Source organism: Pararhizobium sp. DWP1-1-3, assembly GCF_049896125.1.
GTDB lineage: Bacteria > Pseudomonadota > Alphaproteobacteria > Rhizobiales > Rhizobiaceae > Pararhizobium.
The window spans coordinates 242,731-268,358 of the sequence record NZ_JAFCTR010000003.1; the positions used below are offsets into that span (position 1 = coordinate 242,731).

Genomic DNA, 25,628 nt, shown 5'->3' on the forward strand with positions numbered 1-25,628 from the left:
TTCCTTTCAAACAGTGTCCGCCTCGACGCCAAGACTTTTCAGCAGCTTAGCGCGAAGGGTTGAGATTTCACTTTGATAATTGCGCCGCGGGTGCGGTAGGGAGACGAGATGATCCTCGGCGATCCCGCCATCCTTCAGCACGAGGATTCGGTCCGAAAGCAAAAGCGCCTCGTCGACATCATGCGTAACCAGAATGATTGTAGGCCTGCGGCGCTCGACCAGTTTCAGCAGTAGATTCTGCATGCGAAGCCGCGTCAGAGCGTCCAGCGCCCCGAAAGGCTCGTCGGCGAGCAACAACTCTGGCTCCCGAAGAAGAGATCGCGCCAGAGATGCCCGCTGCTTTTGCCCACCCGACAATGTCGATGGCCAGACATCCACCTTGTCGGCGAGACCGACCAGGCCCAATATGTCCACTGCCGCCGATCTCGCATCTGGCCGACGGAGGCCCAGAGTGACATTGTCGATCACAGTCTTCCATGGCAGAAGCCGCGAATCCTGAAACAGAACCGATGTGCTGTCCGGCTTGGTGAAGCTGCCTTGTGTCTCGGCCTCGTCGTCCAGCCCAGCGAGCGCTCGCAACAGCGTTGTCTTGCCGGACCCCGACTCGCCGAGCAATGCGACGAACTGGCCGTGCGGTATCTCGAGCGATATCCGGTCGAGGACCATTTCTCCCTTAAAACTGCGGGACAACTCCCGCAAAACGACCGAAGGTGAATAGGGCCGATAGACGTTCATGATCCGAGCGCCCTTCGATATGAAAGCGCCCGTGTCTCGATTGCCCTGACGACGGCATCCGACACAAGCCCGAGGACGGCGTAGATGATGATGCCGACCACGATGATTTCAGTTTGACCCCAGTCGCGTGCGCGGTTCATCAAGTAGCCAATCCCGGTCTGGGTATTGATAAGCTCAAGGACGACGAGCGCCGTCCAGCACAAGGCCACGGCAAGCCTCAGCGCGACGAAGAATCCAGGCAGCGCTCCTGGCAACGCAACGTGGCGCACGAATTCGCTGCGAGTTAGCCCGAGCGTTCTTGCCAGCTCGACGTGACCGATGTCGATGCTGCGGAGCGCAGCATGCGTGTTGATGTAGACCGGGACCAGGACCGCCGTGAAAATCAGAAAGATCTTCATCGCCTCGCCGATCCCGAGCCAGATGATCACCAGCGGGATAAGAGCTAGCGTGGGGACGGCCCTTTTAATCTGGACCAGGCCGTCGATGAGCGCCTCGCCGCTGCGCGTCAAACCTGCAAGCAGCGCGAGCACGACGCCGACGACAATCCCAAGGAAAAGTCCTGCGTAGGCACGTCCGGCTGATGCGAGCAGATGAGGCAAGAGGCTGCCATCCGCAAACATCTCGTATCCGGTTTTCAACGCAGTCGACGGTGCCGCGAGCGTTGCGGGCGACAAGTACCCGAGGCGCGAAGCAGCTTCCCAAGCCAGAAGTACCAACACGGGTCCAAGCAATCTGACGCCCGCCGGAAGCCGCTTTGGTGTAAGACGGGTTCCCTTGCTGGCTCGCACGGGTTCGGCCGTCCTGACAGCGCTGTCCCAATGTTTGGCAGACGACCCTATGAAGTCCTGATTTGTCGCGTCCGTCATATCAGCTCCTGAAGTATGTCTGGAGATTACCGGGCGTCCAGAACGACCTGATCGAAATCACTTACGAATGATTGTTTCGCGTCGAACTGCTCCTTGATCGAGCCGGCCTGGTAGAGAATATCGATGAGCTTCTGATGATGCGGGATCGCCTCGATCGAGGTCTGGAACACGAGAGGCGACTGTCCCTCGAGAATGGCTGCAGTGTCCTCCGGCGACACGCGCTGGAAGTCGGTGTAATAGAACTTCGACCAGGCGGCCTCGTTATCGTTGCTCCATTTCCCGGCGCGAACAAATGCTCCGAGGAAGGCTTTGATCGCTTCTGCCTTCTGGGGATCAGCGAGCACCTCAGGCCGCGCGTAGAAGTATGAGGTACTTGGCAAAAGCTTCCGCTCCTCCGGATCAAGGACGTGGGACGCTCCGACCTGCTTGACCAGTCGGGTGACGTGCGGTTCCTGGAGAACGGCGACATCCACGGCACTGGCCCGGATCGCATCGGGCAGATCGGCGACGCGCAGCTTGACGAGCTCCACGTCCTTCAACGTCAGTCCGGCCCGGTTCAAAGCCTCGATCAGGAATACCTGCCGCCCCGACCCCTCTATGTAGCTCACCTTCTTGCCCTTGAGTTCGGAGAGCTTGTTGATGACCAGTCCGGGTCGCGTGGTGAGACGATACTGTGCGACGTCGCGCGTGAAGGTGCCAACGATCGGAAGCAGTGTACCAGCCGCGCGCGCCTGGATCGGTGGCGTGTCGCCGACATAAGCAATATCGAGAGCCCCTGCCCTGATCGCTTCATAGATCGCTGGTCCGCCAGCGAAGTTTGGAAATTCGACTTGGAACTTCAGCTTATCGCGCTCGCCGCTTGCCTCCAGAAGATTGCGAAGAAATTCGCTCTGGTCGGCGACGATCAGCTTTGTCGTCGGGTCAACCGTTTCGGCGGCGATGGCCATATTTGCTGCCGTCGCGAAGAAACCGATCGACGCCACCAAGTGGAAGAAAATTCTACGTTTCATGTCGTCGGCCCATTTGATTTTCGTATTTCTGTCAAAACCATATAAGCCGAGAAATTGCATTTCAATGTCTATAATCACTATAGAATACATTTAGATTGACGTGCTCGAAACCGCGAAATTGCCAGTAGATTATTTCCTCAGCGATGGGCGGCTCGGATAACAAGTTCCAAATTCGATCGTCGCTTTGAGATTGCCGCATGTGCCGAAGCGCCTCAAGCCCCTGAGTTTTCCGTTTGCATTAAAGGGTCTGCCATCTACTCGTCGCCTTAACCCGCGGTTGCCGTTTTCCTCCCCCGCGAATCGTTCGAGGTTGCGCGAACGACGGGGGACACAGGCCCAAAGCGGAAAACAATTTCCGCTCTCGGCTATTGGCGGATATCCGATGCTTGCCTTCGGCATTGGCTGGCAGACCGTTCCTAGCAGCGACATACGGATGGTTCCGAACGTGGCTAAGTCAGAGAAGCGGACGGACCGCTTCCAGGAATTTCATCGGGTGGTGCGAACGACCGAAACGCGGGCGCAATGCGGAATTTATTCCGACTTGGGGCCGTTTGCTGGCCCCCAGGTTTCGGGCCGATGAGCCAATGTCATGTGACGAGCTGTCCTTCTGAACGGTTGCCCTCTGGGCGGATCGTGACGGTAGGGCGCTTTGATCGCTAGCAGTTCCATCGATCGCAGCAATCACACATGGCGCTTTCACTCGCGATTGAAGAGCCGGAAGGCGGGTTTAGCTTCAAGGCCTGACCATTATTAGAACAAGCATGAAACAGTTGTCGCACTAACGCTTCGTGCCTTATCCGGGGTGATTGCGAAGTCCTGCCACTGCAAACGAAACCAGAGCATGAGCAGATATCTTATCCGCTGTCGAAGGAGCTCCGATTAACCGTGGGTCCCACAAGGAGATGACCGAGGCGCAAAAGCAAGATGCGGCTAGATCGACATTACACGGCGCGAATTCTCCGCTTGTGACCCCGGCGCGGATCAACTTTCCCACATCGGCCTCGAGTCCCTTGAGATACTGGATGAACGACGGCCAACTTCCTTCTGCAGCGAGAACAACAAGGCTGAACATTTGGGCGTCGCCATTGCGTGCCTCCGACATCAATCGAAGTTGACCGAGAGCGGCTTTCTCAAGGCATCTCGCCGCGTCGCCTCGTTCACCAATAGCAAGTGCAGGCACGCGCAGAGAGGTCTCCAGGAAATTTCCGGCGATGGCATCCCATATCGCAGCCTTGGAGGGAAAGATTTTGTATACGCTGGCCGGGGACTTCCCGAGAAGCCGCGCGATGTCCGCAACGTTTGTCTTCGACGGCCCGTAAAGCCGGCACGCGGCCGTGCCGGCTTCTACAATCCGCGACACGTATTCAGGCCCCGGCGGGAGTCTTTCAGTCGTGGCGATTTCCATCTTTCGATCCTCACGAATCCTTGCTTGGCGGTTAAGGTTTCAGTACGCTATCTGCCCGTCCTTGATGCCTGCACCGTCGGAGGAGAGCTCCTCCTTCAGGATCTCTCGCGCCTCCGGGCTGATGACAGCGGCTGGCGCCGCGACGGCGAAACGCGCCGCCGTGCCGGCGAAATTGGCCGCAGTCACGCCGATCTGATCGGCAACGCTTGTCTTTCCGCCCTCAAGGCTCTGCCCGGCCAGCCGCCGCCCGAGCAGGCGCACGATCTCGGGGCTGTCGGCGAAGGCGTTATGCCCAAGCGCATCGTTCGTCGCGACACCGCTGGTGTCGATGACGGAAACGCCAAGTTCGTCGAGAAGAGGCGCATAGGGTCTGAGATCGGTTCTGCCCAGGCGATTGACGCCGCCCGATAGCCAGCCCGAGACCTCCAGTGCCTTGTCGCGTGTCGATGTCAGAATCACAAAGTGCGGCCGCTTAGGCCCCATCTCGGTGAACTGACGACGGAACACATCGATGTCGATGTCTGGCGATGCGAGAACGACGTTCTTGACCTTCGCCGGGACCGACTTCTCGCGCATAGCGACGCCGCGCAGCGCTTCGGCCGCAAGCCAGCCGCCCATGGAATGGGCGAGGATGGTCACGTCGGATACGTCGGGACTGTTCACAGCCTGCAGTATTAGATCCTCCAGAGCGCGACGGGAATAATTGGCGCTCTCCTTGTCGTAGAGGTAGTCAAAGGCACGTCCCCTTGAGGGCCAGGTGAAGAGGATGGGCGCGGCGTCGGTTCCCGAGTCGTGGACGATCTGCGCGAAGCGGAAGACCGCGTCGGCGTAGGTGTTGTTGAATCCATGTACGAAAATAATGACCTGATGCTTTGAATTTCGGTTCCTGCGGTACCAGTCCAGGACGTGGCTCTCGGACTGCACCTTGGCGACCTCGGTGACCGCAAACTCCTTTTGTGGGTTGGGCGGCATGCGAGACGGCCACTGGACCTCTCCGATCTTGCGGTTCCGATCGGGCGGAATGGATACGTCGACACTGTTAAGCGAGATCGCCGTTCCGCGGTCGCCCGAATAGAGCTTGCCGGGATCCTCCGAAGGTTTTCGTGTCGTGGCAACGAGCATGGTGACCCGGCTCGTATCCTTCGGGGCCACGGCGAGAGGTTGGAGGACATCCTGCACCCGGCTGGCGCAACCCGATGTTACGAGAGATAGGGCTAGAAGGACCGGAACGGCTCGGCCCATGCGGCCGGCAATCGCCTTGGTGAATCCATGCCCGTTGAGACCCTGGGCAATTCGCCCAAGGAAGGAGTGCAAAGTTGTCATCTCAGTTTTGCTCGACTTCACGAGGAATCCGGAACCAGGCGACGTAGAGCGCCGGCAGGAAGAGAAGCGTCAGCGCCGTGCCGACGACGATACCGCCCATCATCGCGTAGGCCATGGGACCCCAGAAAATCTCATGCGAGATGGGGATCAGGGCCAGGGTCGCGGCCGCCGCGGTCAGCATGATCGGCCGCATGCGGTGTTCGGTCGCCTCCACCACCGCCTTCCACGCGGACATCCCCTCGGCACGCAACTCCTCGATCTGGACGATCAGGATCACAGAATTGCGTATGAGGATTCCGACCAGCGCAAGGACCCCCAGAAGTGCGACGAATCCCAGCGGAGAGTTGCTCGCAAGCAGCGCCACGACGACGCCGATCAGGGCCAGCGGCGCTACCGAGAAGACCAGGAACAGCCTGTGGAAGCTCTGAAGCTGGATCATCAGCAGCGTCGCCATGATGACGAACATGGCCGGAGCGACCTTGGCGATCGGCCCCTGCGATTTGGCACTTTCCTCGACCGCGCCCCCGACCTTCAAGGAATACCCCGCCGGCAGCGCCTTTTCGAAGGCCGAAACCTTGTCGGAGAGCGCCTTCACAACGGTCGCCGGCTGTGTCGCATCGCCGATCCCGGCCTTGATCGTGATGGTCGGAACTCTATCGCGCCGCCAGATCGTCGGCTGTTCGAGTTCGTAGCGGAAGGTTGCCACCGATGACAGCGGGACAGATTGACCACTGCTGCTCTGCAGTTGCAGGTCAAGCAGGGTGTCGATCGAGCCGCGCTCCTTTTCCGCGGCACGGCCGATGACATCGACCAGGTAGATGTCATCCCGGACCTGCGTCACGGCATTCCCTTGAACGACGGTGTTGAGCGCCGTCGCGATGTCCTGGGAGGAGACACCGAGCTGTCTGGCCTTGTCCTGCAGCACGTCGATCTTCACGACACGGGCCGGTTCGTTCCAATCGAAGGCAATGTTCCTGAGGGACGGATATGTGCCGACGATCGAACCCAGCTTCTGTGACAGGTTGCGCAGCGTCTGCAGATTTTCGCCGGACACACGGTACTGGATCGGCTTGCCAACCGGAGGCCCGATGTCCAGAAGCTTCACGTAAGCGTCAGTTCCCGGGAAAGTCTTCTGAAGGTAGGTCTCCATCTCGCGCTTCACCTTGTCCCTGACATCGAGGCCCTTGGTGACAATGACCGTCTGGCCGAAAGACACATCAGCCGGCTGCACGTCGAAGGAAAGTACGAAGCGCGGCGCACCCCTGCCAACATATGTCGACCAGTGCTCGACACCAGGGTTGTCAGCCAGCATCTCATGCTCGAACTGGGCCATCTGGCGGCTGGTCTCAGTGATCGAACTGTTCTGCGGCAGGTTCCAGTCGACGATCAGTTCCGGGCGGTCGGAGCTCGGGAAGAACTGCTGTTGCACCATCGATAGGCCGCCGATCGACCCAGCAAAGAGAACGACTGTTGCGATGATCGTCATCCAGCGCCAGCGCAGGCAGAACTGCAGCAGGCTCGAAAACGCCTTGGCAAACCGACCCTTGTGCTCGGCATGCTTCTTCATCGTCTTCGGTAGAATGGTCACGCCGATCAGGGGCGTGAACACAACTGCGACCACCCACGAAACGATGAGTGAAACCGCGATGACGACAAAAAGGGTGAAGGTGAACTCGCCCGCGTTGCTCTTGTTGAAAGCGACGGGGATGAAACCCGCGACGGTGACAAGCGTGCCAGTCAGCATCGGGAAGGCCGTAGATGTGTAGACGTAGGTGGCGGCTTTCGTGAGACTGTCACCCATTTCCAGTCGCGCCACCATCATCTCGACGGCGATCATGGCATCGTCGACGAGGAGGCCGAGCGCGATGATCAGAGCTCCGAGCGAGATGCGCTGCAGCGAGATGCCGGTGTAGAACATGACCATGAAGGTGATGGCGAGAACGAGCGGGATCGCGATTGCCACCACCAGGCCTGCCCTCATCCCCAGACTGATGAAGCTGATCGCAAGCACGATGGCGACCGCCTCGAACAGAGCTTTTGTGAAGCCGCCGACTGCCTCCTCAACCACTTTTGGCTGGTCGGAGACCTGTTCGACGGAGACACCGACCGGAAGCTCCTGGGTGATTTTGGTCATCGTCTTTTCAAGCGATTCGCCGAAGGCAAGCACATTGCCGCCCGTCTTCATACCAATCGCGAGCCCAATGGCCGGCTTTCCGTTGAAGCGGAAGAGTGACATCGGCGGATCGACGTATCCACGTGTGATGGTGGCGACATCCGTCAGCGGGAAGAAGCGGTCATTTACCCGCAGATTGATACCACGCAACGTGTCCTCGGAGATGAACCGCCCGCCGACCCGCAACGCGACGCGCTCCGGTCCTGTTTCGACGAAGCCGGACTGGGTGACGGCGTTCTGCGCCTGCAACGTGGCGATGATGGCGGCGCGGTCGATGCCCAGGGCGGCAATCTTGCGGGTCGAGAATTCAAGGTAGATCACTTCGTTCTGCGCACCGACGATATCGACCTTGCCGACATCGGGGATGCTGAGAATCTGCGTCCGTGTGTTCTCGGCAAAGTCGCGTAGTTCCCTTTGGCTAAGTCCGTTGTCGCCCGTGAAGGCAAAGATATTGCCGTAGACGTCGCCGAACTGGTCATCGAAGAAGGGGCCGACCACGCCTTGCGGGAATTCGTGCTTGATGTCGTCGACCAGGTTGCGGACCCGCGACCAGGTCGGCTTTACGTCCTGCGCGTTCGTATCCGGCAGCAGATCGACGAAGACGATCGTCTGGCCCGCAGTCGTAATGCTTCGGCTATGCTCCAGTCTGTCGAGCTCCTGGAGCTTCTTTTCGATACGATCGGTAACCTGCTGTGTCACTTCCTCGGCTGAAGCGCCGGGCCATTGGGCCTGGATCACCATCGTCTTGATCGTGAAAGACGGATCCTCCTCGCGGCCGAGTCCGAGATAGGCAAAGGCGCCCGCTACCGCGAACATGATCATGAAATACCAGACGAGAGACCGATGCTCGAGCGCCCAGTCCGAAAGGTTGAATTTATTCACGGGCGTAGCTCCTGACCTAGTTTCACTTTCTGTCCATCGACAAGTTCATCAACACCGGCGACGACAATCTCTTCCCCTTCCCGCAACCCGGATAGAATCCTGACGGAAGGGGCATCGGATGCCGGGCCATCGAGCTCAACCGCCCTCAGGGCCACTTGGGCTGTGGAGCGATCCAGCACCCAGACCTGGCTGGCACCGCCTTCATGGCGGATGGCCGAGAGGGGTAGCGCGATCGTCTGCTTCTTTTCTTCGACAAGCGGCTTCGCGGTGACCACAGCGCCGAGACGAAAGATATCCGGAGCACGATCGATGGCGATCTTCAGCCGATAGGTGCGGGTATTGGTATCGGCTTGAGGCGAGATTTCGCGGACGGCGCCAATGATCTGAATCTTTGCATCGAGCTGGAGGGCGACGCTGAAGCGGTCGTCCAGGCGGATGTTACTGAACTGCGCTTCCGGCACGTCGACCACCACGTCGCGCTGCTCGAGGCGCGCCAGTTTCAGGATCGGCTGGCCGGCCGAGATGGTCTGGCCCATTTCCGCGGAGGTGGCGGTCACGACACCATCGAACTCAGCCCTCAGCTCCGAGTAGCCTAGCTGCTCGTGCGCCTTGGCGAGGCTGGCCGTCGCTTTTGCAGCATTGGCGGTAGCGGATTTGAGCTGCTGTTCGGCAAGATCGTGGTCGGCAATGCTCACCGCTTTGCTCTGGATGAGCCTTCGCTTGCGCGTTTCGTTCGTCGCAGCGTTCGCCAACTGCGCCTGGGCGTTGCGCAGTTCGGCTTCCGCGCTCCTGACCGCGAGTTGCAGAGCGAGAGGGTCGATCTCCGCGAGAACATCACCCTTGTGGACGAGATCGCCGACATCGACCTTGCGAGACATCATCCGTCCGAGCGTTCGGAACGCCAGGTCGGTCTCGATGCGGGCGCGCACCACGCCGGGCGAGCTTGCTACTTTGTCCTGTTCGGCCGCAGCGATGACGACTTTCACGGGACGGGGCACCGCCTGCTCTCCCGCGACAGAGTTCTGGTCGCAGCCCGCAAGTAGCGACACTGACAGAAGAAGAGGGAGAGAGGTGCATATGCGATTGAGGATCATCTCACTTGCCTTTCCAGGCGACTGCCTGGCCTTCCTTGAGGAACTTTCCGCCTTCGGTGACGATCAGGTCTTGTGCCGCGATGCCGGCGGTGACGACGAAGTCGCCCTGGCGGTATCGGCCAACAGAAATCTTCCGGAGCGAAACGGATTGGTCTTTGGTGTTGACGAGCCAGACGGCTGGTTCGCCGTCGGCTGATGCGATCGCGGTGTAGGGCAGCACGATCCCGTCACGCGGCGAGGCCCGTAGCTCGCCGACCACAGGCGTCCCAAGGGACCATGGCGTGCCCTCCTGGAGCCCCACCTTGATCCGGATCGTGCCCTCCTTCGTGTCTATGACGGGAGAGACCTCGCGTATGCTGGCGTGGATGTCGAGCGAGGGGTCGGAGACCGAAGCGACATCCACATCGCTCAGCGGCTGGCCATCCAGAAAGAACGCCTCGAAGACATCAAACACCGCATCTCTCGGACCATCGTGGGCGAGCGTGTAGGCGGACTGGGCCGCTGAGACCACCTGCCCCGCTTCAATACCGCGGGCCGTGATGATACCGTCCGCGGTCGCCTTCAATGCGGTGTAGGACAGCGCGTCCTCAGCCATCGCGAGGGCGGCCTCGGAGGCCTCGAGGGCAGCCTGCGCGCTCAGCAACTCCTGTTGCGCATCGTCAAGGATCGACCGCGGAACAGCCCCCGACTGCAGGAGCGTCCTCGCCCGGTTGAAAGCCAGTGTCCTCTGCGCGAGGACCGCCTGAGCCGAATCCAGTGCGGCGCGGGCCACGCTGACATCCGCCTGTTGTTCCGTGTCGTTGAGCCGCGCAAGGATGTCGCCGGCTCTGACATGCGATCCCACCTCCACCTTTCTCTCAAGAACTCGGCCGCTGGCCCGAAAGGAAAGTTCGGTCTGGACCCGTGCCTTGACCTCGCCGGTGATTTCCGCTCCCGGCTGATACCGGGCCGCCGCCGCCGCAACGGCGCGGACCTGCTGCAGCGGCGGCGCCACTTCGGCTTTCTCCTCGCAGGCAGCCAGAACTGCGCAGACGAGACCAATTCCCAGCAATCGAAAGGACTGCATTTTTGCTCCGGTATGGTTTGGGTCACAGAGAGAGCCGGGTTGTCCGGCAGCTCAAATTTGACGCGTTTAGCGAGGCATCTAATGTTGACAGCGACCACTTACGCTCCCGAGTGGACAATGTCAACATTGTTGAGCCGAAAAGTTGACAGGAGCAACACTCATTCGAAAAAACGGGTGCCGAGCCTCTTCCGACAAATCAGCGCTACAATTGAAGATCGCTCGAGATCTCCAGAACAGCGACCTTGACGACCGGCATGCCGTCGTGCTCCGTGATCCAATTTGAACGCTGATCCGTGTTGTCGAGCGGAGGTGTCGGCCAATCCGCGCGGGCTGTCCGCTCCTCGGCCGATCCTACGAATATGTCCCGCAGCAGACTGGGCGGCATTTGCCGAAGCTTGCCCGCCCCGACCAACTCCCAGCTCGGACGGATCGACGATCAGCCGTCCGCTGCGGAGGTAGGTGGTTATAAGGCGAGTGAGTTGCACATATGGGATCGGCGTCCTACCTCCGGACGCTCTTTGGGTTGCAAGCTCATAGGATCGTCGCCATCTCGTCGAACGATAACCGCGGGCTGCGAGGGTGCAGCTTGGCGTCGTTGCCGTACCCAATGTTGATAACGACGTTGGCCTTGATCTTGCCGCGGGGAAAGAATTCCTGCTCGACCTTGGCGGGGTCAAAGCCGCCGATCGGCCCCGCATCCAGGCCCAGGGCGCGTAGCGCGAGAATGAAATAGGCGACCTGAAGGGTGCCGTTTTGCCCGGCGCTTCGCGCAGCCAGGTCCGGATTGCCAGCGAACCAGCTCTTCGCATCGGCGTGCGGAAGAAGAAACGGCAGGTGTTCATAAAACTCCAGATCATAGCCCATGATCGCGACGACCGGTGCAGCCATGGTCTTTTCGACATTGCCGGGCATGAGCGCCGGACGCAGTCGCTCCTTGGCTGCCGTCGAGCGCAGAAAAAGCGCGCGTAGCGGCTGCTGGTTCACCGAGGTCGGCCCCATCTTCGCGAGGTCGAGCGCTTTGCGCAGGAGCGCGTCAGGAACGGGAAGTTCGTGAAAAGCGTTGTAGGTCCGCGCTTCTGTAAAGAGCTGGGCCATGGCGGCGGCTCCAAGCGGTTCGCCACGCCGTAGACCGTGGCTTTCGACATTGACATTCATTTTGTTTTCCTTTGCGGTTTGAGGATCCGTGAGGAGTGCTCAGTTTCCGAGGTGGTCGTAGACGACGTCACTCTCGTTGCGCGTCATGACGGATGGGGCCAGCGTGGCGGATGATTTGCAGTATTGGTCGGTAAATAATGTTGACATCGCCCACTTAATGCTTAGTGTTGGCAATGTCAACTTCGTTTGCGAAAAAAGTTGACATGAGCAACTTAGAAACATAAATGGACGGATATGACCCAAGACATTTCCACTAAGGAACAGCGGCCCTATCACCACGGCGACCTTCACAGGGTGATCGTCGAGACCGCGCTGGACGTTCTCAGCGAGTCCCAGAGCACGGAGTTTTCGCTTCGGGAGCTCGCGCGTCGGGCGGGCGTCAGTCACAACGCCCCGTACAAGCACTTCGCCGACAAGCGCGAACTGCTGGCCGCCGTCTCGGCAATTGGATTTGAATTGCTGGCGAAGCGCATGGCTGAAGCGACCAGGGAACTCGATAGTCCTCGTCAGAGACTTTCAGCAATGGCGCGAGCATATGTCTTCGGGGGCGTCAACAATCCGGCGCTCTACAGATTGATGTTCGGTGGCTACCTTGCCGGACAGGGCGAGAGCCGTCCGGTGATCGAAAGAACCGCGGCCTACAATATGAAAGCTCTCATCGTTAGCGCGATCTCCGACGGCGCTCTCGGGCATCAAATTGCTGACACCCAGGCCAATACTAACAAAATCGATGGGGCGATCCTTGTTTTCTGGTCCCAGATGCACGGTCTAACTTTGTTGCTTGTTGACCGCCTCGTCGGTCCCGGCGACAAGATGGAGGAACTCACCGAGAGCGTCTTGCAAGGAATGCTCGAAGGACTGGTGAACAGCATCCCGGCAGTGCCGGAAGGTATCTGGGTGGGGCCTCCGCTAGAAGGGTAGCAGAACCGATGTTGATCCCGTCGGCCGCGGAGCCTGCGGCGAGCGGCCTCGTCGATTTTCTGTGCCGCCGGGATCGTTCCGAGAGGAGAATTCTCATGGAAGCATACATCTCTGCCCTGACGGGTCTCGCAGGCGTCGCGATCGGCGGGCTAGCCTCGTTCGCCACTGCCTGGATGACGCATCGGTCACAGGTGAGGGAAAAGCTTCGCGAGGTCGAGGTCGCCAAGCGCGAGAAGCTGTTTTCGGATTTCATAGCTGAAGCCACGAGGCTGTATGGTGACGCACTAGGCCACCAGAAGGACGACGTCTCCGATCTCGTTCTGCTTTATGCACTGGTCGCACAAATGCGTCTGATCTCGTCTCGACCAGTTGTGGAGGCAGCGGAATTGGCGATGGAGCGAATTGTAGAAACCTACCTGACCCCCAATCGCTCCCTCTCTGAAATGCGGGATCTCGCGCATTCCGGCGCGATGAATTTTCTTCTCGATTTTGGCGAGGCTTGCCGCGAAGAATTGGCAAGCGGGCGGGCAGCCTCCTCCGCGGCGGGATTCAATGAAGCTCGTGGGCGAGAAAACGCTTATCATCCCATGCCTTCCCTTTCATCAGCTCACTGAAACACATCGCCGGCGCTGCCAGGAACCGGAAGTTCGCCCAACAGGCACCAAATGCCTTGGGCAACGTTCTTCAGCGGAAATTTCGCGCCTTGACCTTCAAGGTGTCGATGTGCAGATCCCGGATATATCCCGAGCCCGAGACTATGGATGTCCGCTTTCGGGATGCGGCTAGGTTGCGCTCTACGGCCGCGATGCGGGCGCATTGCAGCCTTGAAATTCTGGTGTAAGAATGCCGGGAGTTTAAAAAAGCGGAGCCCCAGGTCCGGAGCGCTCGCTCGGTTCTTCGGCCTGACCCACGGCGTCTCGTAGCTGCAGTTCAAGCGCTTCAAGCGTAAACAGACTGCGAGTCAAGGCCAATCTTATTGGACATCGACGGACTGATAGACAGCAACGACACGCATATCCGCGCCGTGCATCACACTGAGGTCTGGCCCCAGAAGAAAGATACACAAGATGGACATTAGATACCCCAAAGCACGGCCCCTTCTGTTTGAAGCGGTCCGAGTGCTAGCCTCATCTCCTGAAAGTATTCAGACCCGGCTGATCGACGCGACCGAAAGCCTGCTGAGCGTGACAATCGACGAGTTCGCTTGCGATCCTGAACTGACAATCAAGTTTGCAAGAATACTCGACCTGATCGCCGTCGATCGGGGTGACGTGGAGGCAACCGCAGTGGAAACGGCCGCCCACATGAGCGACGCCCAAGCCGGTCTCATCGCGGATCTCGTCTGCGACTTCCTTTATGAAATTGCGTAAGCCGACATCGGCCGGACAAGGGACAGCCATGTTCAGAGCTGGATTTGGGGGGGCCGCATGGCTGGCTTGACTAATACACGTCTCTGCGAATATCAGAGGCTTACGTCACCCGAGCGGCAGAACCTATTATCTTTCGAACAAACGAAGGGTCTCATCTATGTCGTTTTCCCGCCGCAATAACGCGAAGATTACCGGCAACGGTACCCGTACAATGGTGTTCGCTCATGGGTTCGGTTGCGATCAGAATATGTGGCGCTATGTAGCACCACAGTTTGAGGACGATTTCCGTGTCGTCACCTTCGACCATGTCGGGGCCGGCGGCTCCGACCATTCTTCCTATGATTTTCATAAGTACGGGACGCTTGAGGGATATGCCTCCGACATCGTTGAGCTCGGGCATGAGCTAGGAATCCACGACGGCATTTTCGTCGGCCATTCCGTGAGTGCCATGATGGGCGTGCTCGCCTCGTCGAGGGCACCGAACATGTTCTCCAGGCTCGTGCTGGTCGGCCCATCGCCGCGCTATATCAACGACGGTGACTATCACGGCGGCTTTACCCAGGGACAAGTGGACGAATTGTTGGAGTTCCTGGACAGCAATCATATGGGCTGGTCGCAGGCGATGGCGCCTGTGATTATGGGCAATCCGGAGCATCCAGAGTTGTCGGAGGAATTGACCAACAGTTTTTGCAAGACTGACCCGGAAATCGCCAAGCATTTCGCACGAGCGACCTTCATGGCCGACAATCGAGCCGATCTCGACAACGTGACGGTTCCTTCCCTAATCCTGCAATGTGCTGAGGATGTGATCGCTCCCGTATCCGTCGGTCACTACCTGCATGCCAAACTGCCGGACAGTAAGCTGGTCTTGATGAAAGCAACGGGTCATTGCCCTAACCTTAGCCATCCCAAAGAGACGACTGAGGCCATTCGGTCGTTTGTGAACATCGAATGAACCAGCAGATTGGCAGCGAGGTCGACGATCTCGTCGATCTCTTCGAGAACGCGCCTTGCGGTTACATCTCGGCAGCACCTGACGGGCGCATCATGCTTGCCAACAGAACGCTGTCTTCTTGGCTCGGCCTATCCAGAGATAAGATCGTTGGCCGCAGGTTCATCGATTTCCTGACCATGCCTGGGAAGATCTACTTCGAGACCCATTTCGCGCCATTGGTGACGATGCAGGGCGCATTCAACGAAGTCGCTCTCGACATGGTAAAGGCGGATGGGACTCGCCTACCTGTGCTCGTGAACGCTGTCGCACGGATTGCAGAAGAGGGAGCTGTCCGGTTTATTCGGATTACCATCTTTAACGCGACCGACCGGCGCCGCTATGAAAAAGAACTCCTCGAAGCTAGAGCGGTGGCAGAGCGCGCGGCAACGGCGCTGAAAGACCTGAACGCAAGCCTCGAGGAGCGTATCGCGAAGGCAGTGCAGGAAAAAGTCGCCGCTGAAACTGCATTGCATCAGGCTCAGAAGATTGAGGCGCTTGGTCACCTCACCGGTGGTGTTGCCCACGATTTCAACAATATGCTCGCCGTAGTAATCGGCGGCCTTAACATGGCGCAACGCCGTATCGATCGTGGCGCGCTTGACGAAGTTCCTAAATTGTTAGCAGCCGCCCTGGATGGCGCAAACCGTGCCGCGACGCTGACACAGCGGCTTCTGGCCTTCTCGCGGCAGCAGCCACTTTCGCCAGAAACCGTAGATGCCAACAAGCTGGTGGCGAACATGGCGGAGATCCTTGCCTCTACTCTTGGCGAGGTTATCCAGAAAGAGACTGTTCTGACCTCAGGACTGTGGCCCACGAAGGCCGACGCGAACCAGCTCGAAAACGCTGTGCTCAATCTCGCTGTCAATGCGCGCGACGCCATGCCAGATGGTGGCAAACTGACGATCGAAACGGCTAATGCCCATATCGATGATGCCTATGCTTCGGATCATGAAATCGAACCTGGCCAGTACGTCATGATTGCCGTTACTGACACGGGCTGCGGAATGCCGCAGGACATTATCAAAAAGGCGATCGACCCATTTTTCACGACGAAGCCGGTGGGCAAGGGAACGGGCCTCGGCCTCAGCCAGGTATTCGGATTTGCGAAGCAGTCCGGCGGGCATATGAAGATATACTCCGAAGTGGGTATCGGCACGACGATGAAGATCTACCTGCCACGTGAATACGGCATGGACAACATTGCGCAACATGTGAGAAACGACAGCGTACCTCGTGGGTCTCCAAGCGAAGTCGTTCTTCTGGTTGAAGATGATGCCAGCGTCCGGGAGGTCCACACTCGAATGCTAGAAGAGCTCGCTTATACGGTTATTGCCGTCGACGGACCCATTGCGGCTCTCGCCACTATCGAGCAGCGCCCAGATGTGGCGGTGCTGTTCACCGACATTGTCATGGCGCAGATGAATGGCCGCCAGCTTGCGGACGAGGCAAGGATTAAGCGACCGGGACTGCCGGTGGTGTTTACAACTGGATATAGCCGCAATGCGGTCGTCCATAACGGTGTGCTGGATCCAGGAGTCATTTTCCTTCAAAAGCCGGCGACGCTTGGCGATCTTGCACGGAAAGTTCGTGCCGTGCTCCATGCGTGAAGTGAGACAGAAAGCGATCGCTGTCTCACACGACTCGATTGACAAGGTTCTCGTACTCCGCAATTAAACTCCGACAACACCCCCGCTACTTAATCGATCTGTTTGCCTCCATACCGCCGATCCTGGTAACTAGTAATCCGGCCCCATCACTCGATTCGCGCTCGTAGCGCCATCCCGCGCCAGAAGCGCGGGGACTGTGTTGAGGGGTATCCCGAGGGTTCGAGTTCTGCTTTCACCTGCGCCAGTCAGCGGCATTGACGGGCCTAGCTGTGCGTGGGGTAACAAAGATTCCACCGCAGTCGCTAGCAGAGCGGCACCGAGTTGACCTTGCAGGGTCAAGCTGCAAAAAAGTCCGAGATTTGTTCAACAGCGCGATGAGCCCGAAATGCAAAGTCATATCCAACCCGTAGACCTCGATCGAGCGGGCCGATTGATAAATCACGGGCCGGCGGTGTTGGTCTCCGCGAGACATGACGACGTCGAGAATGTGATGTCCGTTGCCTGGTGCTGCGGGTTGGATTTCGATCCTCCGAAGCTCACGGTTGTCTTGGACAAGACCGCGCAAACCCGGACGCTTGTGGAGAATAGCGGGCGTTTCGTCGTGCAGGTGCCTACGATCGAGCAAGTTGGGTTGACCAACAAGCTGGGTACAATGAGCCTGTATGACGATCGGGACAAACTTGTGCATTCCGGCGCCTCTTTCTTCGAAATGCCTGGATATGAAATGCCATTCTTGACCGGGTGCTCAGCGTGGCTCGCATGCAGCTTGATCCCTGAGCCTCACATGCAGGAGGAGTACGATCTTTTTGTCGCAGAGGTGACGGCGGCTTGGGCCGACGATCGCGTGTTCCGCAACGGGCGATGGCACTTCGAGACGTCCGATCCAAAGTTTCGAAGCATCCACCACGTCGCAGGGGGCCAGTTCTATGCGATCGGGGAAGCAAGGAACGCGAAAGATCTGTGAGTAGTACCGAGGGCGGCTCAACAAAGCTGCAGCCGGCGCATGCGCACACTCCTCTAAATGAGTCGGGGAGGACCGCACCGGATGGAAAGAGGACCCACAATACGGGCGTTCGCGATCAATAAAATGCGTTCTTCGCGCGCGGCGATGGCCACCGCGAATGGACCATTTTGAAAGAAAGCTTTCCTGCTAGTGCATAAGTTCTCGAATCAAAATCTATTTTAGAGTAAATTGGGCAGCGCACTTAAAGGGCTACAGCGTCCTTGCGCGCCGTATTCGACGCGAGGCGCTTAGAGGAAAGGTGAAGCCAATGAAAAGGTTCGCAATCTTTGCCCTGTCGATGTTGACGGCGCTGACGAGCGTCCCGCCGGCCATGGCGTTTCCCACCGTTGCCGTGCCGAAGATCGAACTCCAAGAGGCGCAGCCGGTCCAGTACAGGCGTTACCGCGGCGGTTACAACCGTGGATATCGGGGCGGCTATCGAGGCTACCGCGGGTATGGACACCACCATGGTGGTGACGATTGGGCTTGGGCACTCGGCGGCTCGCGACTGGCGCAATCATCGGCGGATTGCTGGCACAGCCGAGGTATTATGGCCCCAGCTACTCCGATCAGGGCTACTACGGGTCGACCTATTACCGTCCGCGCTATTACGTGCCACGCTATAACCGCCAGGTCCAGTATGGCGGCAACACACATGCGCGCTGGTGCTATGCCCGCTACCGGTCCTACAGGGATTTCGACAACACGTTCCAGCCCTTCCACGGACCGCGACGGGCGTGCGTCTCCCCCTACTATTGATTTCAGGAGTAGTTGGCGGGCCACCTCGCGCTTTTCCTGCACGCGCAGGCTATCGGGTCTTCGGCTTTCTCCGGAGCTACGTCTGCTTTCGGGCGGTCGCCAAAGCTTTCGGAATGACGGGAATAAGGGCGGAAGCGGAAATGATTTCCGCGTCGTAGGAGTCACCCAAGGATTGCCTGTGAATGTCAGTTCGGCGTGAAGTGCTCACTCCAGATCCTTCTGAGCTACCAGTCATCTTCTGCGAACACGATCTCGCGGTTTCGACAATTACCATTCAAGAGAGGTGGCCTTCTGGCCACCTCTCCCTTGACCGCAACCTGTGGAGGTTGGCACGGTCGGTAAACTCTTGCGGCATCAATAATGGATAACAGAACGGATGGATTTGCCCTCATGCATGAGGTCGAAGCCGTCGTTGATGGCCTCGATATCCATCGTATGGGTGACAAACGCGGACAGTTCAATATCGCCTCTCATCGCATCCTTGACCATTCCAGGCAATTGGGTACGGCCCTTCACCCCGCCAAATGCCGTCCCTTTCCAGGTTCGACCAGTCACAAGCTGGAATGTTCGGGTCGAGATCTCCTGACCGGTGCCAGCAACACCAACGACGACCGACTGTCCCCAACCCCGATGAGTGCATTCCAGCGCAGCTCGCATGACGCCAACATTACCGATGCACGCAAAAGAGTGATCGACACCCCATCCGGTCATATCGACGATAAGCTCCTGGATCGGCTTGGCGTGATCCTTGGATTGATGCATTCGGTTGCACCAAAAGTCTGTGCCAGCTCGAACTTCGAAGGATTGGTATCGATCGCAATGATACGTCCTGCCTTGGCCTGTCTCGCGCCTTGAATGACAGCTAGGCCAATGCCTCCCAGACCGAACACCGCGACACTGTCCCCCTCCTGCACCTTGGCAGTGTTATGGACGGCACCAATTCCGGTAGTGACGCCACACCCTAGGAGGCAGACATGTTCGGGATTTGCCTCAGGGTTGATTTTCGCGAGGGAAACCTCGGCGACCACCGTATACTCGCTAAAGGTCGAGCATCCCATGTAGTGGTAGATCGGCTGGCCGTTGTAGGAAAATCGCGTTGTGCCGTCTGGCATCAGGCCTTTCCCCTGAGTTGCGCGTACTGCAACACAAAGGTTGGTTTTCCCCGACTTGCAAAATAGGCACTCGCGGCACTCGGCCGTGTATAGGGGTATCACGTGATCGCCGGCCTGGACGCTCGTCACGCCCTGACCGACCTCGACCACGATGCCAGCACCCTCTTGGCCGAGTACAATGGGAAAGATGCCTTCTGGATCCGCCCCGGAAAGCGTGAAGCATCGGTGTGGCAAACCCCCGTGTGGGTAATCCTGATAAGGACCTCGCCCTTTTCCGGGGGGCAACATCCAGTTCGACAATTTGCAGAGGCTCTCCAGGAGCGAAGGCGACAGCGGCGCGTGATTTCATGATATTACCCATTCCATTCGCGAAGAGATTGGACGCTTCGCAGGTCATTGTTCGTATTTTAAAGTGGTGCCGTGCTTGCCCATAGCTTGTGGATCATGTCCTTAAGCTGAAGCGCCTCGGACCACCGATCCGTTGAATCGTTGCCGTCCCTGCCCGTAATTGCATACGGTTTGGGACCGAGCTCACAGGTAAAAACCAATTCTGCGTTACCCCTGGCGCGGGAGCGCCAGATCCGGAAGCCTTCTTCCCACCAGCCGAGGAACAGATCGACCCAAGGGCGGTGATGTGGAAATGACAATTCGATCTGCACCTGTTCACGAGATGCAACTCGACCATGAAAGGAACGCGCATTTTGCAGAATACGGCGGATGAACCCGTGATTTTCTTCATCGACTTGAAATGAAAATTCTCGTCCGACTAGGAAATGCGAAAGGTCGGCTAGCAGCGGAAGACCGGGCCGTTGATCGAGCAGATCGAGCGTGAAAAAGAGATCGGTGGTCATGCGATCGCGATGGGTTTCAATGAAGACCGGAATGCCGGCGTCATCGGCGAGTCGCATCCATCCGTCGAGCAGCGGCAGGCAGTCCTCGATGCGACGCAACCGGACATCTGGTTGCAGATTGATATGGCTGACGGGATACTCGGCTGCCAATTCCAGAGGAAGGATCAGGTCTTCCACCTTTCGCGGGAAGCACACGCCCTCGATCTTCAAGGCGGTTCCGGCAATAGTCTGGTTCAATATCCCCACGTCTTTTCGGTTAGTGTAATGGGCACTGACCCCGTCAAATCCGGCTTTCGCGATCATGGCGATGTTCTCGTCAAGACTGCGTTCAAAGCCGTCGGTATGGCGTCGTTCCATGGCCCAGAGCGACTGGAAAACGTTCAGTTTCTGCATCATGCAGATTTCGCGGTTTTGAGCATGGTTTTCAGATTGACCCCAGGATCGGCCAGAGCGGCCGGGTCTGGGCTGACGCCAGCAGCAATCAACATCTCGGAGAGCTTGATGTCCTTCGCAACGCTGTTTCCTATCCCGAGACCGGCGGCCGCTACCAACGTTCCCTCATCGAGATAAAACTCAAGCTCTCCCATCGGCAGAGCGCGCACCACACTTTGATGATGAGGCTGCGGTAACCCAGCGACCTGAAGACCCAGATCATATTGATCTGTCCAGAACCAGGGGATGGCCGAAAATGCTTCACCGGCCCCAGCCATGTTTCGTGCAGCGGTCTGGGCCTGGCTCCTAGCATTGCGCCAGCTCTCGAACCGAACATACCCACCGCCATGCTGTTCGACCGCGGCGCAGTCTCCAGCAGCGAAGATATGGCGATAGCTCGTCTGCAGGAATGGATTGGTCAGGATCCCGTTTCCGGTCGCGAGGCCCGCTTTTTCAGCCAGAAAAATCTCCGGCTGGACGCCGATTGCGGCAACAACAACATCCGCTGGCACTTCCGCACCGTTGCTTAGAAGGACCGTGTTATCAAGAATTTCGGAAATGCCGACGCCGAGATGAAAGTCGACGCCTTCGTCAACATGACGCGTGTGCATTTTTGCGGCAAATCGCAGTGGTACGGCTCGGCCGAGCGGTTTCGGTGCTGTTTCGATGACACTGACGATCACGTCTTTGCCACGCAGCATCGCTGCGAGCTCCATCCCGATCAAACCACCTCCGATAATCGCGACACTCTGGCTGGCGTAGGCGCTGTCGAAAATGACCTTCGCATCATCATAGGTGCGGAAGTCCAGCGCTCGTCCGGCGCCAGGGCATGACAGCTTCCGGGGACGTGCACCGGTGGCTAAGAGAAGTTTGTCATAAGCCAACGACCGGCCATCGCTCAGGATTATAGCCTGCCCCGAAACATCGAGCTCCGCTACTTCCGCGCCGGAAAGGTAGGTAATACCCGCATTCAAGAGAGCCTCGTCAGAACAAATCACCTTCATCGCTAAGGCGCCGTTGTCCGGCTTTGAAAGAGGTGGGCGCTCATAAGGCAAGTGAGTTTCCGCCCCGATCAGCTTTATGGGCCCGTAATAACCCGCTTCCCGAAGCGTGAAAGCCGCTCTGGTTCCCGCTTCTCCCGCTCCGACAATAATGAAACCGCCCATAGTTTGCTCCTCTCCCGAAGGGACTGGCGCGCGAAACGCGCCAGTCAGTAATGGTTAGTTGCGGTGAGCGTACTCGTTCATGTTTGCGGGCGTGACGAGCTCAAATGGCACCATCACCTGCTTCTCCAACGGCTTTCCGCTCATGAGGGCTACCGCCGCATCAATTGCGCTCGCAGACTGGGCTTTCGCATTCTGGAACACCGTTGCATCCAGATCGCCCACCGTCATGGCTGCCAGAGCGTCCTGCGTTGCGTCGATGCCGATGACGATGACATCGTCCATCAACACACCCGAAGATTTGAGCGCCTGTATCGCGCCAAGGGCCATTTCATCGTTATTGGCGTAAACCACATCGATCGGCCGGCCGGCCGTGATCCAGTTCGTGGTCATGTCCATTGCGTTGGTCCGTGTCCAGGCGGCCGACTGTTCATCGGCGATGGTTACACCCTTGCAGTCTCCGGCGGCCAGTGTGTCCTTGAAAGAGGACGTGCGGTCGCGCGAGGCTTGATGAGCGAGATCGCCCATCAGGATATAGACCTGGGCTGTGCTCTCCTTGCCATTCTTCTTCAGAAGGTCGCACGCGGCTTGTGCTGCCTGTGTGCCAGCGTCCGTTTCCTTCGAGCCGACATAGGCTTGCTTGTCAGGAAGCTGGCCGACATTGCCGGGTTCGAGATTGAGGTAGACCAGGGGAATGTTGGCTTTCTGAGCGGCTTCACTAATCCCCGGCGCTGCAGACGCGTCTGCAAGGGTGAGAATGATTCCGTCCACGCCGGCAGCAATGAAATTGTTGATCTGGTTGAGCTGCTTGGAAATGTCGGTCTGGGCGTCTTCGAACTGAACATTTGTGCCCTTCACTTCGGAAGCTCGCGCCTGCAGGCCCTCCCGGAGCAACGTTTGAAAATTGTTATCAAAACTCTGCATAGAAATGCCGAGGGTCTCGGCCGAAACCGTACCCGTCATAAGTCCGGCCATTACGGCCGCTGATAAAGCTAATTTCATGTCTTCCTCCCAAATGGGCGCCGGATCACCCATGTACGTTCCGGAGGCCCACGGGGCCCTGATGTTTCGGTGGCCTTAGTTCAAAGCCACGCGAACTTCTCCATCGACCACCTCGGCGGGAAACGTTTTCAGGTTCACACAGGCAGGCAGGCGAATGGCTTCGCCAGTGCGATAGTCGAAGGCGCCGGAATGCTTGGGACATTCCACTTCGAAATCCATCACCAAGCCGTCGGCAAGGTGGACAGCTTCATGAGTGCAAAGACCGGCGGTGCAGTAAACGCTGTCATCCGGGCCACGGTAGATCGCATAGGAGCGTCCGCCGTGATCGAAGCGAATGGCACCCTCTTGTTCGATGTCTTCGAGTTGGCACGCGGAAACCCAGCTCATTCCGCAGCCTCCCCGACACTCCCACGCGTTTTGCGTGCTGCCAGCTTCTCTTTCCGTTTGCGATAGCGATCCTGCATTTGTGCCTCACCTTCCGGCGAGCCGTCATGCCAGGTGCCGAACCACTTATCGAGCGGGATCAGCGCATCCCCGTAGTTCACCTCGAAGTACTTGTGGTGGAGGTAATGCGCATAGGCATGGCTATCGACCAGCTTGTCCCGGCCAACTTCAACCTTGTCGAACCCGACATGGCCTGGGATCGCCCCGAAGCCTGCGTAGTGAAGCTGGTACAGCATCAGGATGGGGTTAGACGGCAGTATCAGGTGGTAAAATGCCGTCCCGAAGTAGAGCAAGTGCTCGACCGGATGCATGGACAGGGACGACCATGGCGACGGATTGACCGAGTTGTGATGGACCGAATGGACCCACTTATAGAGCAGTGGCGTGTGGATCAGCCGGTGCACGCAGAAAAAGTGAAACTCATGGATGATTGGAACGACGAGCGCGACAAGAGCCAGCGTCCAGGGGTTTTCGGCCACGGTCAGCCAAGGCGCGTAGCCATTGGCGTAGGCCCAGAGCATTCCGGCTTCGATGGCTGTCCAGATGGTGAGGCCTGACAAAAACGTGCGCAGAATATTGTCTTTGTTCTGATTTTCGAACCAGAATGCCTGGTTTTTATGCTCGGACGGAAATTTTCCGTTATATTTGAAGCGGTTTTCCTGCCGCTTCAGTACGTACAGATGCAGCTCAAATGCTCCGTAAAACAGGAATACGCAGACGGCATTAACGGCATACAGCCAACCGATCCAGCCGAAACCGAGCGTGCGCATGGTTTCAACTGAGGGGATAAGCCAGGCCCAATATGCGACCGCGGAAGCCGCGAAAATCGCGTTCCACGGAAAGAAATAATGGGGCAACCATTTCAGGATCGCCATGATCCGGGTTGGGAACTGAAACAGGGGTGCATATTGAACCGGCTGCGTCGGTGCCCAGTCGCCGCGCTTGTTCCGCCTTCCATACTTGAGATCATCCATTAGCTTCTCCCTGAGGCGAAATCACGTTTCCCGTGCCCGCACAAAGTTTCATTTGGAGGAGAGCGAATGACGCCTTTTGCAGTTGTTCAGATAAACTTCCTGCCCTCCTCCCTTGCGCCGTAATTACCAGCAGGAGGGCCAAACGCCGAAGACTTCGTTGATCAGATTAGATCAAAGCCCTTCGGCCGTGATGGTGATGAAGCGGATCGGTTTTTCGTCCGGGTGGATCTTCGTCAGGCCAATTCGGAAGAGTATCCAGTCAAGCGCACGTTGAGCCTGGGCTTCAGGTGCTTGATCAAGAACGACGTCAACGAGCCCATTGCGGAGGGCGGAGCGAGTATAGTCCGTTAATTCGTGGGCGACGAAGAGTATGTCGCGGCCGCGCTGATTTCGTCCCAATACGTCAATCAGAGCAGAATTGGCGCCGCCCGCGTTATAGATCCCGACCAAATCTGGATACTGTTCGAGGGCATAAGACAGCGACTCTTTACCGTACCGCTCTTCGTCCCTGCTGAAACCGATCCACTCGAAGCTAACGCCAGTAGGATACTCGCGAAAGTAATCAGAGAACCCCCGCATACGTTCCCGATGGACCTGATAAATCGGGTGGCAAAGTCCGATGACCGGCCCCGACTGCCGTGCCATCCGAGTTATGAAATACCCAGCCGTTCGTCCCGCTGCATAGTTGTCGATCCCGACAAATTCTCCGATCGTCTCCGACGCTCTTGTCACCACGTGCACGATCGGAACACCACGGTCTGCAACCGCTTCCACAGCGGCGCTGACCTGGAGACTATTCGGTACCGCAAGGATGAGGCCGGCACGCGAGCTATCGACGGAGAGGATTCGTTTCGCAATCTCCTCAGGGTTCATCTCGTCTGTAAAGCTTCGATGCACGAGTACGAAAGGATCGAGCGTTGCTGCAATCGCCTCGAATGCATGGGACAGGCGCCGATAGAACGTCGTCTCCGGACGCACCATGAGCACCTCGATGCGCAACATCTTGTGGTAGGCGTCAGGGATGATCCGTGGGTAATTCAACGCCCGCGCGGCCAGCGTGACCTTTTCAATAAGCTCCGATCGGACACCGCCTCTTCCATTTAAAACCCGTTCGACTGTTGCCGTGCCTACCCCGGCCAGCGCAGCGATGTCCTGATAATTCGGCCTGCCCATTTGTACTCTCACGAAGCATCGGTTGTCGCCGACATCACGCGGCGCCTAGCTTGAATTGAAACTTAGCTTGTGGTGGCAGTAATAACCAGCCGACGTTTTTCCTCGGTAACTCCC

At 58.0% G+C, this 25,628-nt stretch carries 21 protein-coding genes and 2 pseudogenes; 7 read left to right on the forward strand and 16 right to left on the reverse strand.

The window, feature by feature from the left end:
- Nucleotides 1-6: 6 nt before the first annotated feature.
- The 9 genes from ACP7BS_RS09165 to ACP7BS_RS09205 all read right to left on the reverse strand — a co-directional run bounded on the left by ACP7BS_RS09165 (nucleotide 7) and on the right by ACP7BS_RS09205 (nucleotide 11,709).
- Nucleotides 7-735 (reverse strand): ABC transporter ATP-binding protein, encoded by a 729-nt coding sequence (locus ACP7BS_RS09165; RefSeq protein WP_426230402.1) that lies wholly within the window; start codon nucleotides 733-735, stop codon nucleotides 7-9.
- A complete protein-coding gene (locus tag ACP7BS_RS09170) occupies nucleotides 732-1,601 on the reverse strand; it encodes an ABC transporter permease (RefSeq protein WP_426230403.1) in 870 nt (289 codons plus the stop codon). The genes ACP7BS_RS09165 and ACP7BS_RS09170 overlap by 4 nt, the downstream gene beginning before the upstream one ends.
- Nucleotides 1,602-1,627: 26 nt before the next feature.
- On the reverse strand, nucleotides 1,628-2,611 hold the full coding sequence (locus tag ACP7BS_RS09175) for an ABC transporter substrate-binding protein (RefSeq protein WP_426237735.1): 984 nt from the start codon (nucleotides 2,609-2,611) through the stop codon (nucleotides 1,628-1,630).
- 793 nt (nucleotides 2,612-3,404) lie between these two features.
- Entirely contained in the window at nucleotides 3,405-4,016 is a 612-nt protein-coding gene (locus ACP7BS_RS09180; RefSeq protein WP_426237737.1) for a TetR/AcrR family transcriptional regulator, read from the reverse strand.
- Between the two features lie 39 nt (nucleotides 4,017-4,055).
- Nucleotides 4,056-5,339: an alpha/beta hydrolase gene (locus tag ACP7BS_RS09185; RefSeq protein WP_426238059.1), complete on the reverse strand. Its 1,284-nt coding sequence runs from the start codon at nucleotides 5,337-5,339 to the stop codon at nucleotides 4,056-4,058.
- A gap of 1 nt (nucleotide 5,340) precedes the next feature.
- Nucleotides 5,341-8,394: an efflux RND transporter permease subunit gene (locus ACP7BS_RS09190; RefSeq protein WP_426237738.1), complete on the reverse strand. Its 3,054-nt coding sequence runs from the start codon at nucleotides 8,392-8,394 to the stop codon at nucleotides 5,341-5,343.
- The gene (locus ACP7BS_RS09195; protein WP_426230408.1) at nucleotides 8,391-9,488 is read right to left on the reverse strand and encodes an efflux RND transporter periplasmic adaptor subunit; all 1,098 of its coding nucleotides are present in this window, start codon (nucleotides 9,486-9,488) and stop codon (nucleotides 8,391-8,393) included. The genes ACP7BS_RS09190 and ACP7BS_RS09195 overlap by 4 nt, the downstream gene beginning before the upstream one ends.
- 1 nt (nucleotide 9,489) lies before the next feature.
- Nucleotides 9,490-10,554, reverse strand: a complete 1,065-nt coding sequence (locus tag ACP7BS_RS09200; protein ID WP_426237740.1) for an efflux RND transporter periplasmic adaptor subunit — start codon at nucleotides 10,552-10,554, stop codon at nucleotides 9,490-9,492.
- Between the two features lie 531 nt (nucleotides 10,555-11,085).
- Nucleotides 11,086-11,709, reverse strand: a complete 624-nt coding sequence (locus ACP7BS_RS09205; protein WP_426230410.1) for a malonic semialdehyde reductase — start codon at nucleotides 11,707-11,709, stop codon at nucleotides 11,086-11,088.
- 234 nt (nucleotides 11,710-11,943) lie between these two features.
- On the opposite strand from ACP7BS_RS09205, the gene ACP7BS_RS09210 reads away from it, so the two are divergent.
- The 7 genes and pseudogenes from ACP7BS_RS09210 (at nucleotide 11,944) to ACP7BS_RS09240 (ending at nucleotide 18,363) form a co-directional block, all read left to right on the forward strand.
- Entirely contained in the window at nucleotides 11,944-12,630 is a 687-nt protein-coding gene (locus tag ACP7BS_RS09210) for a TetR/AcrR family transcriptional regulator (protein WP_426230411.1), read from the forward strand.
- Nucleotides 12,631-12,725: 95 nt separating this feature from the next.
- Nucleotides 12,726-13,244 carry a hypothetical protein gene (locus tag ACP7BS_RS09215; protein ID WP_426237742.1) on the forward strand — a complete coding sequence of 173 codons (519 nt, stop codon included), beginning with the start codon at nucleotides 12,726-12,728 and terminating at the stop codon, nucleotides 13,242-13,244.
- A gap of 504 nt (nucleotides 13,245-13,748) precedes the next feature.
- The gene (locus ACP7BS_RS09220; RefSeq protein WP_426237744.1) at nucleotides 13,749-14,000 is read left to right on the forward strand and encodes a hypothetical protein; all 252 of its coding nucleotides are present in this window, start codon (nucleotides 13,749-13,751) and stop codon (nucleotides 13,998-14,000) included.
- Between the two features lie 157 nt (nucleotides 14,001-14,157).
- On the forward strand, nucleotides 14,158-14,955 hold the full coding sequence (locus ACP7BS_RS09225) for an alpha/beta fold hydrolase (protein WP_426237745.1): 798 nt from the start codon (nucleotides 14,158-14,160) through the stop codon (nucleotides 14,953-14,955).
- On the forward strand, nucleotides 14,952-16,601 hold the full coding sequence (locus ACP7BS_RS09230) for an ATP-binding protein (RefSeq protein ID WP_426237747.1): 1,650 nt from the start codon (nucleotides 14,952-14,954) through the stop codon (nucleotides 16,599-16,601). The genes ACP7BS_RS09225 and ACP7BS_RS09230 overlap by 4 nt, the downstream gene beginning before the upstream one ends.
- A 385-nt stretch (nucleotides 16,602-16,986) precedes the next feature.
- Entirely contained in the window at nucleotides 16,987-17,565 is a 579-nt protein-coding gene (locus ACP7BS_RS09235) for a flavin reductase family protein (RefSeq protein WP_426237748.1), read from the forward strand.
- Between the two features lie 307 nt (nucleotides 17,566-17,872).
- Nucleotides 17,873-18,363, forward strand: a pseudogene (locus tag ACP7BS_RS09240) (BA14K family protein).
- A 354-nt stretch (nucleotides 18,364-18,717) separates the two neighbouring features.
- Here ACP7BS_RS09240 and ACP7BS_RS09245 read toward each other — a convergent pair.
- The 7 genes and pseudogenes from ACP7BS_RS09245 to ACP7BS_RS09275 form a co-directional block, all read right to left on the reverse strand.
- Nucleotides 18,718-19,824, reverse strand: a pseudogene (locus ACP7BS_RS09245) (S-(hydroxymethyl)glutathione dehydrogenase/class III alcohol dehydrogenase).
- A gap of 58 nt (nucleotides 19,825-19,882) precedes the next feature.
- Nucleotides 19,883-20,722 carry a sugar phosphate isomerase/epimerase family protein gene (locus tag ACP7BS_RS09250; protein ID WP_426237750.1) on the reverse strand — a complete coding sequence of 280 codons (840 nt, stop codon included), beginning with the start codon at nucleotides 20,720-20,722 and terminating at the stop codon, nucleotides 19,883-19,885.
- The gene (locus ACP7BS_RS09255) at nucleotides 20,719-21,924 is read right to left on the reverse strand and encodes an NAD(P)/FAD-dependent oxidoreductase (protein WP_426237752.1); all 1,206 of its coding nucleotides are present in this window, start codon (nucleotides 21,922-21,924) and stop codon (nucleotides 20,719-20,721) included. Before ACP7BS_RS09255 ends, ACP7BS_RS09250 begins: the two co-directional genes overlap by 4 nt.
- Nucleotides 21,925-21,978: 54 nt before the next feature.
- On the reverse strand, nucleotides 21,979-22,923 hold the full coding sequence (locus ACP7BS_RS09260) for a substrate-binding domain-containing protein (RefSeq protein WP_426238061.1): 945 nt from the start codon (nucleotides 22,921-22,923) through the stop codon (nucleotides 21,979-21,981).
- Between the two features lie 75 nt (nucleotides 22,924-22,998).
- Entirely contained in the window at nucleotides 22,999-23,310 is a 312-nt protein-coding gene (locus ACP7BS_RS09265) for a MocE family 2Fe-2S type ferredoxin (protein WP_426230421.1), read from the reverse strand.
- The gene (locus ACP7BS_RS09270; protein ID WP_426237754.1) at nucleotides 23,307-24,341 is read right to left on the reverse strand and encodes a sterol desaturase family protein; all 1,035 of its coding nucleotides are present in this window, start codon (nucleotides 24,339-24,341) and stop codon (nucleotides 23,307-23,309) included. The genes ACP7BS_RS09265 and ACP7BS_RS09270 overlap by 4 nt, the downstream gene beginning before the upstream one ends.
- 171 nt (nucleotides 24,342-24,512) lie before the next feature.
- Entirely contained in the window at nucleotides 24,513-25,514 is a 1,002-nt protein-coding gene (locus ACP7BS_RS09275; RefSeq protein ID WP_426237756.1) for a LacI family DNA-binding transcriptional regulator, read from the reverse strand.
- Nucleotides 25,515-25,628: the final 114 nt, after the last annotated feature.

Excerpts from the sequence above, each read along its gene's own strand:
- ACP7BS_RS09185 (WP_426238059.1), bottom strand. The coding sequence starts at position 5,339 with ATGACAACTTTGCACTCCTTCCTTGGGCGAATTGCCCAGGGTCTCAAC.
- ACP7BS_RS09195 (WP_426230408.1), bottom strand. The coding sequence starts at position 9,488 with ATGATCCTCAATCGCATATGCACCTCTCTCCCTCTTCTTCTGTCAGTG.
- ACP7BS_RS09255 (WP_426237752.1), bottom strand. The coding sequence starts at position 21,924 with ATGGGCGGTTTCATTATTGTCGGAGCGGGAGAAGCGGGAACCAGAGCG.
- ACP7BS_RS09265 (WP_426230421.1), bottom strand. The coding sequence starts at position 23,310 with ATGAGCTGGGTTTCCGCGTGCCAACTCGAAGACATCGAACAAGAGGGT.
- ACP7BS_RS09215 (WP_426237742.1), top strand. The coding sequence starts at position 12,726 with ATGGAAGCATACATCTCTGCCCTGACGGGTCTCGCAGGCGTCGCGATC.
- ACP7BS_RS09230 (WP_426237747.1), top strand. The coding sequence starts at position 14,952 with ATGAACCAGCAGATTGGCAGCGAGGTCGACGATCTCGTCGATCTCTTC.
- ACP7BS_RS09235 (WP_426237748.1), top strand. The coding sequence starts at position 16,987 with ATGCAAAGTCATATCCAACCCGTAGACCTCGATCGAGCGGGCCGATTG.
- ACP7BS_RS09165 (WP_426230402.1), bottom strand. The coding sequence starts at position 735 with ATGAACGTCTATCGGCCCTATTCACCTTCGGTCGTTTTGCGGGAGTTG.
- ACP7BS_RS09175 (WP_426237735.1), bottom strand. The coding sequence starts at position 2,611 with ATGAAACGTAGAATTTTCTTCCACTTGGTGGCGTCGATCGGTTTCTTC.
- ACP7BS_RS09275 (WP_426237756.1), bottom strand. The coding sequence starts at position 25,514 with ATGGGCAGGCCGAATTATCAGGACATCGCTGCGCTGGCCGGGGTAGGC.
- ACP7BS_RS09270 (WP_426237754.1), bottom strand. The coding sequence starts at position 24,341 with ATGGATGATCTCAAGTATGGAAGGCGGAACAAGCGCGGCGACTGGGCA.
- ACP7BS_RS09225 (WP_426237745.1), top strand. The coding sequence starts at position 14,158 with ATGTCGTTTTCCCGCCGCAATAACGCGAAGATTACCGGCAACGGTACC.
- ACP7BS_RS09250 (WP_426237750.1), bottom strand. The coding sequence starts at position 20,722 with ATGATGCAGAAACTGAACGTTTTCCAGTCGCTCTGGGCCATGGAACGA.
- ACP7BS_RS09200 (WP_426237740.1), bottom strand. The coding sequence starts at position 10,554 with ATGCAGTCCTTTCGATTGCTGGGAATTGGTCTCGTCTGCGCAGTTCTG.
- ACP7BS_RS09210 (WP_426230411.1), top strand. The coding sequence starts at position 11,944 with ATGACCCAAGACATTTCCACTAAGGAACAGCGGCCCTATCACCACGGC.
- ACP7BS_RS09260 (WP_426238061.1), bottom strand. The coding sequence starts at position 22,923 with ATGAAATTAGCTTTATCAGCGGCCGTAATGGCCGGACTTATGACGGGT.
- ACP7BS_RS09170 (WP_426230403.1), bottom strand. The coding sequence starts at position 1,601 with ATGACGGACGCGACAAATCAGGACTTCATAGGGTCGTCTGCCAAACAT.
- ACP7BS_RS09205 (WP_426230410.1), bottom strand. The coding sequence starts at position 11,709 with ATGAATGTCAATGTCGAAAGCCACGGTCTACGGCGTGGCGAACCGCTT.
- ACP7BS_RS09180 (WP_426237737.1), bottom strand. The coding sequence starts at position 4,016 with ATGGAAATCGCCACGACTGAAAGACTCCCGCCGGGGCCTGAATACGTG.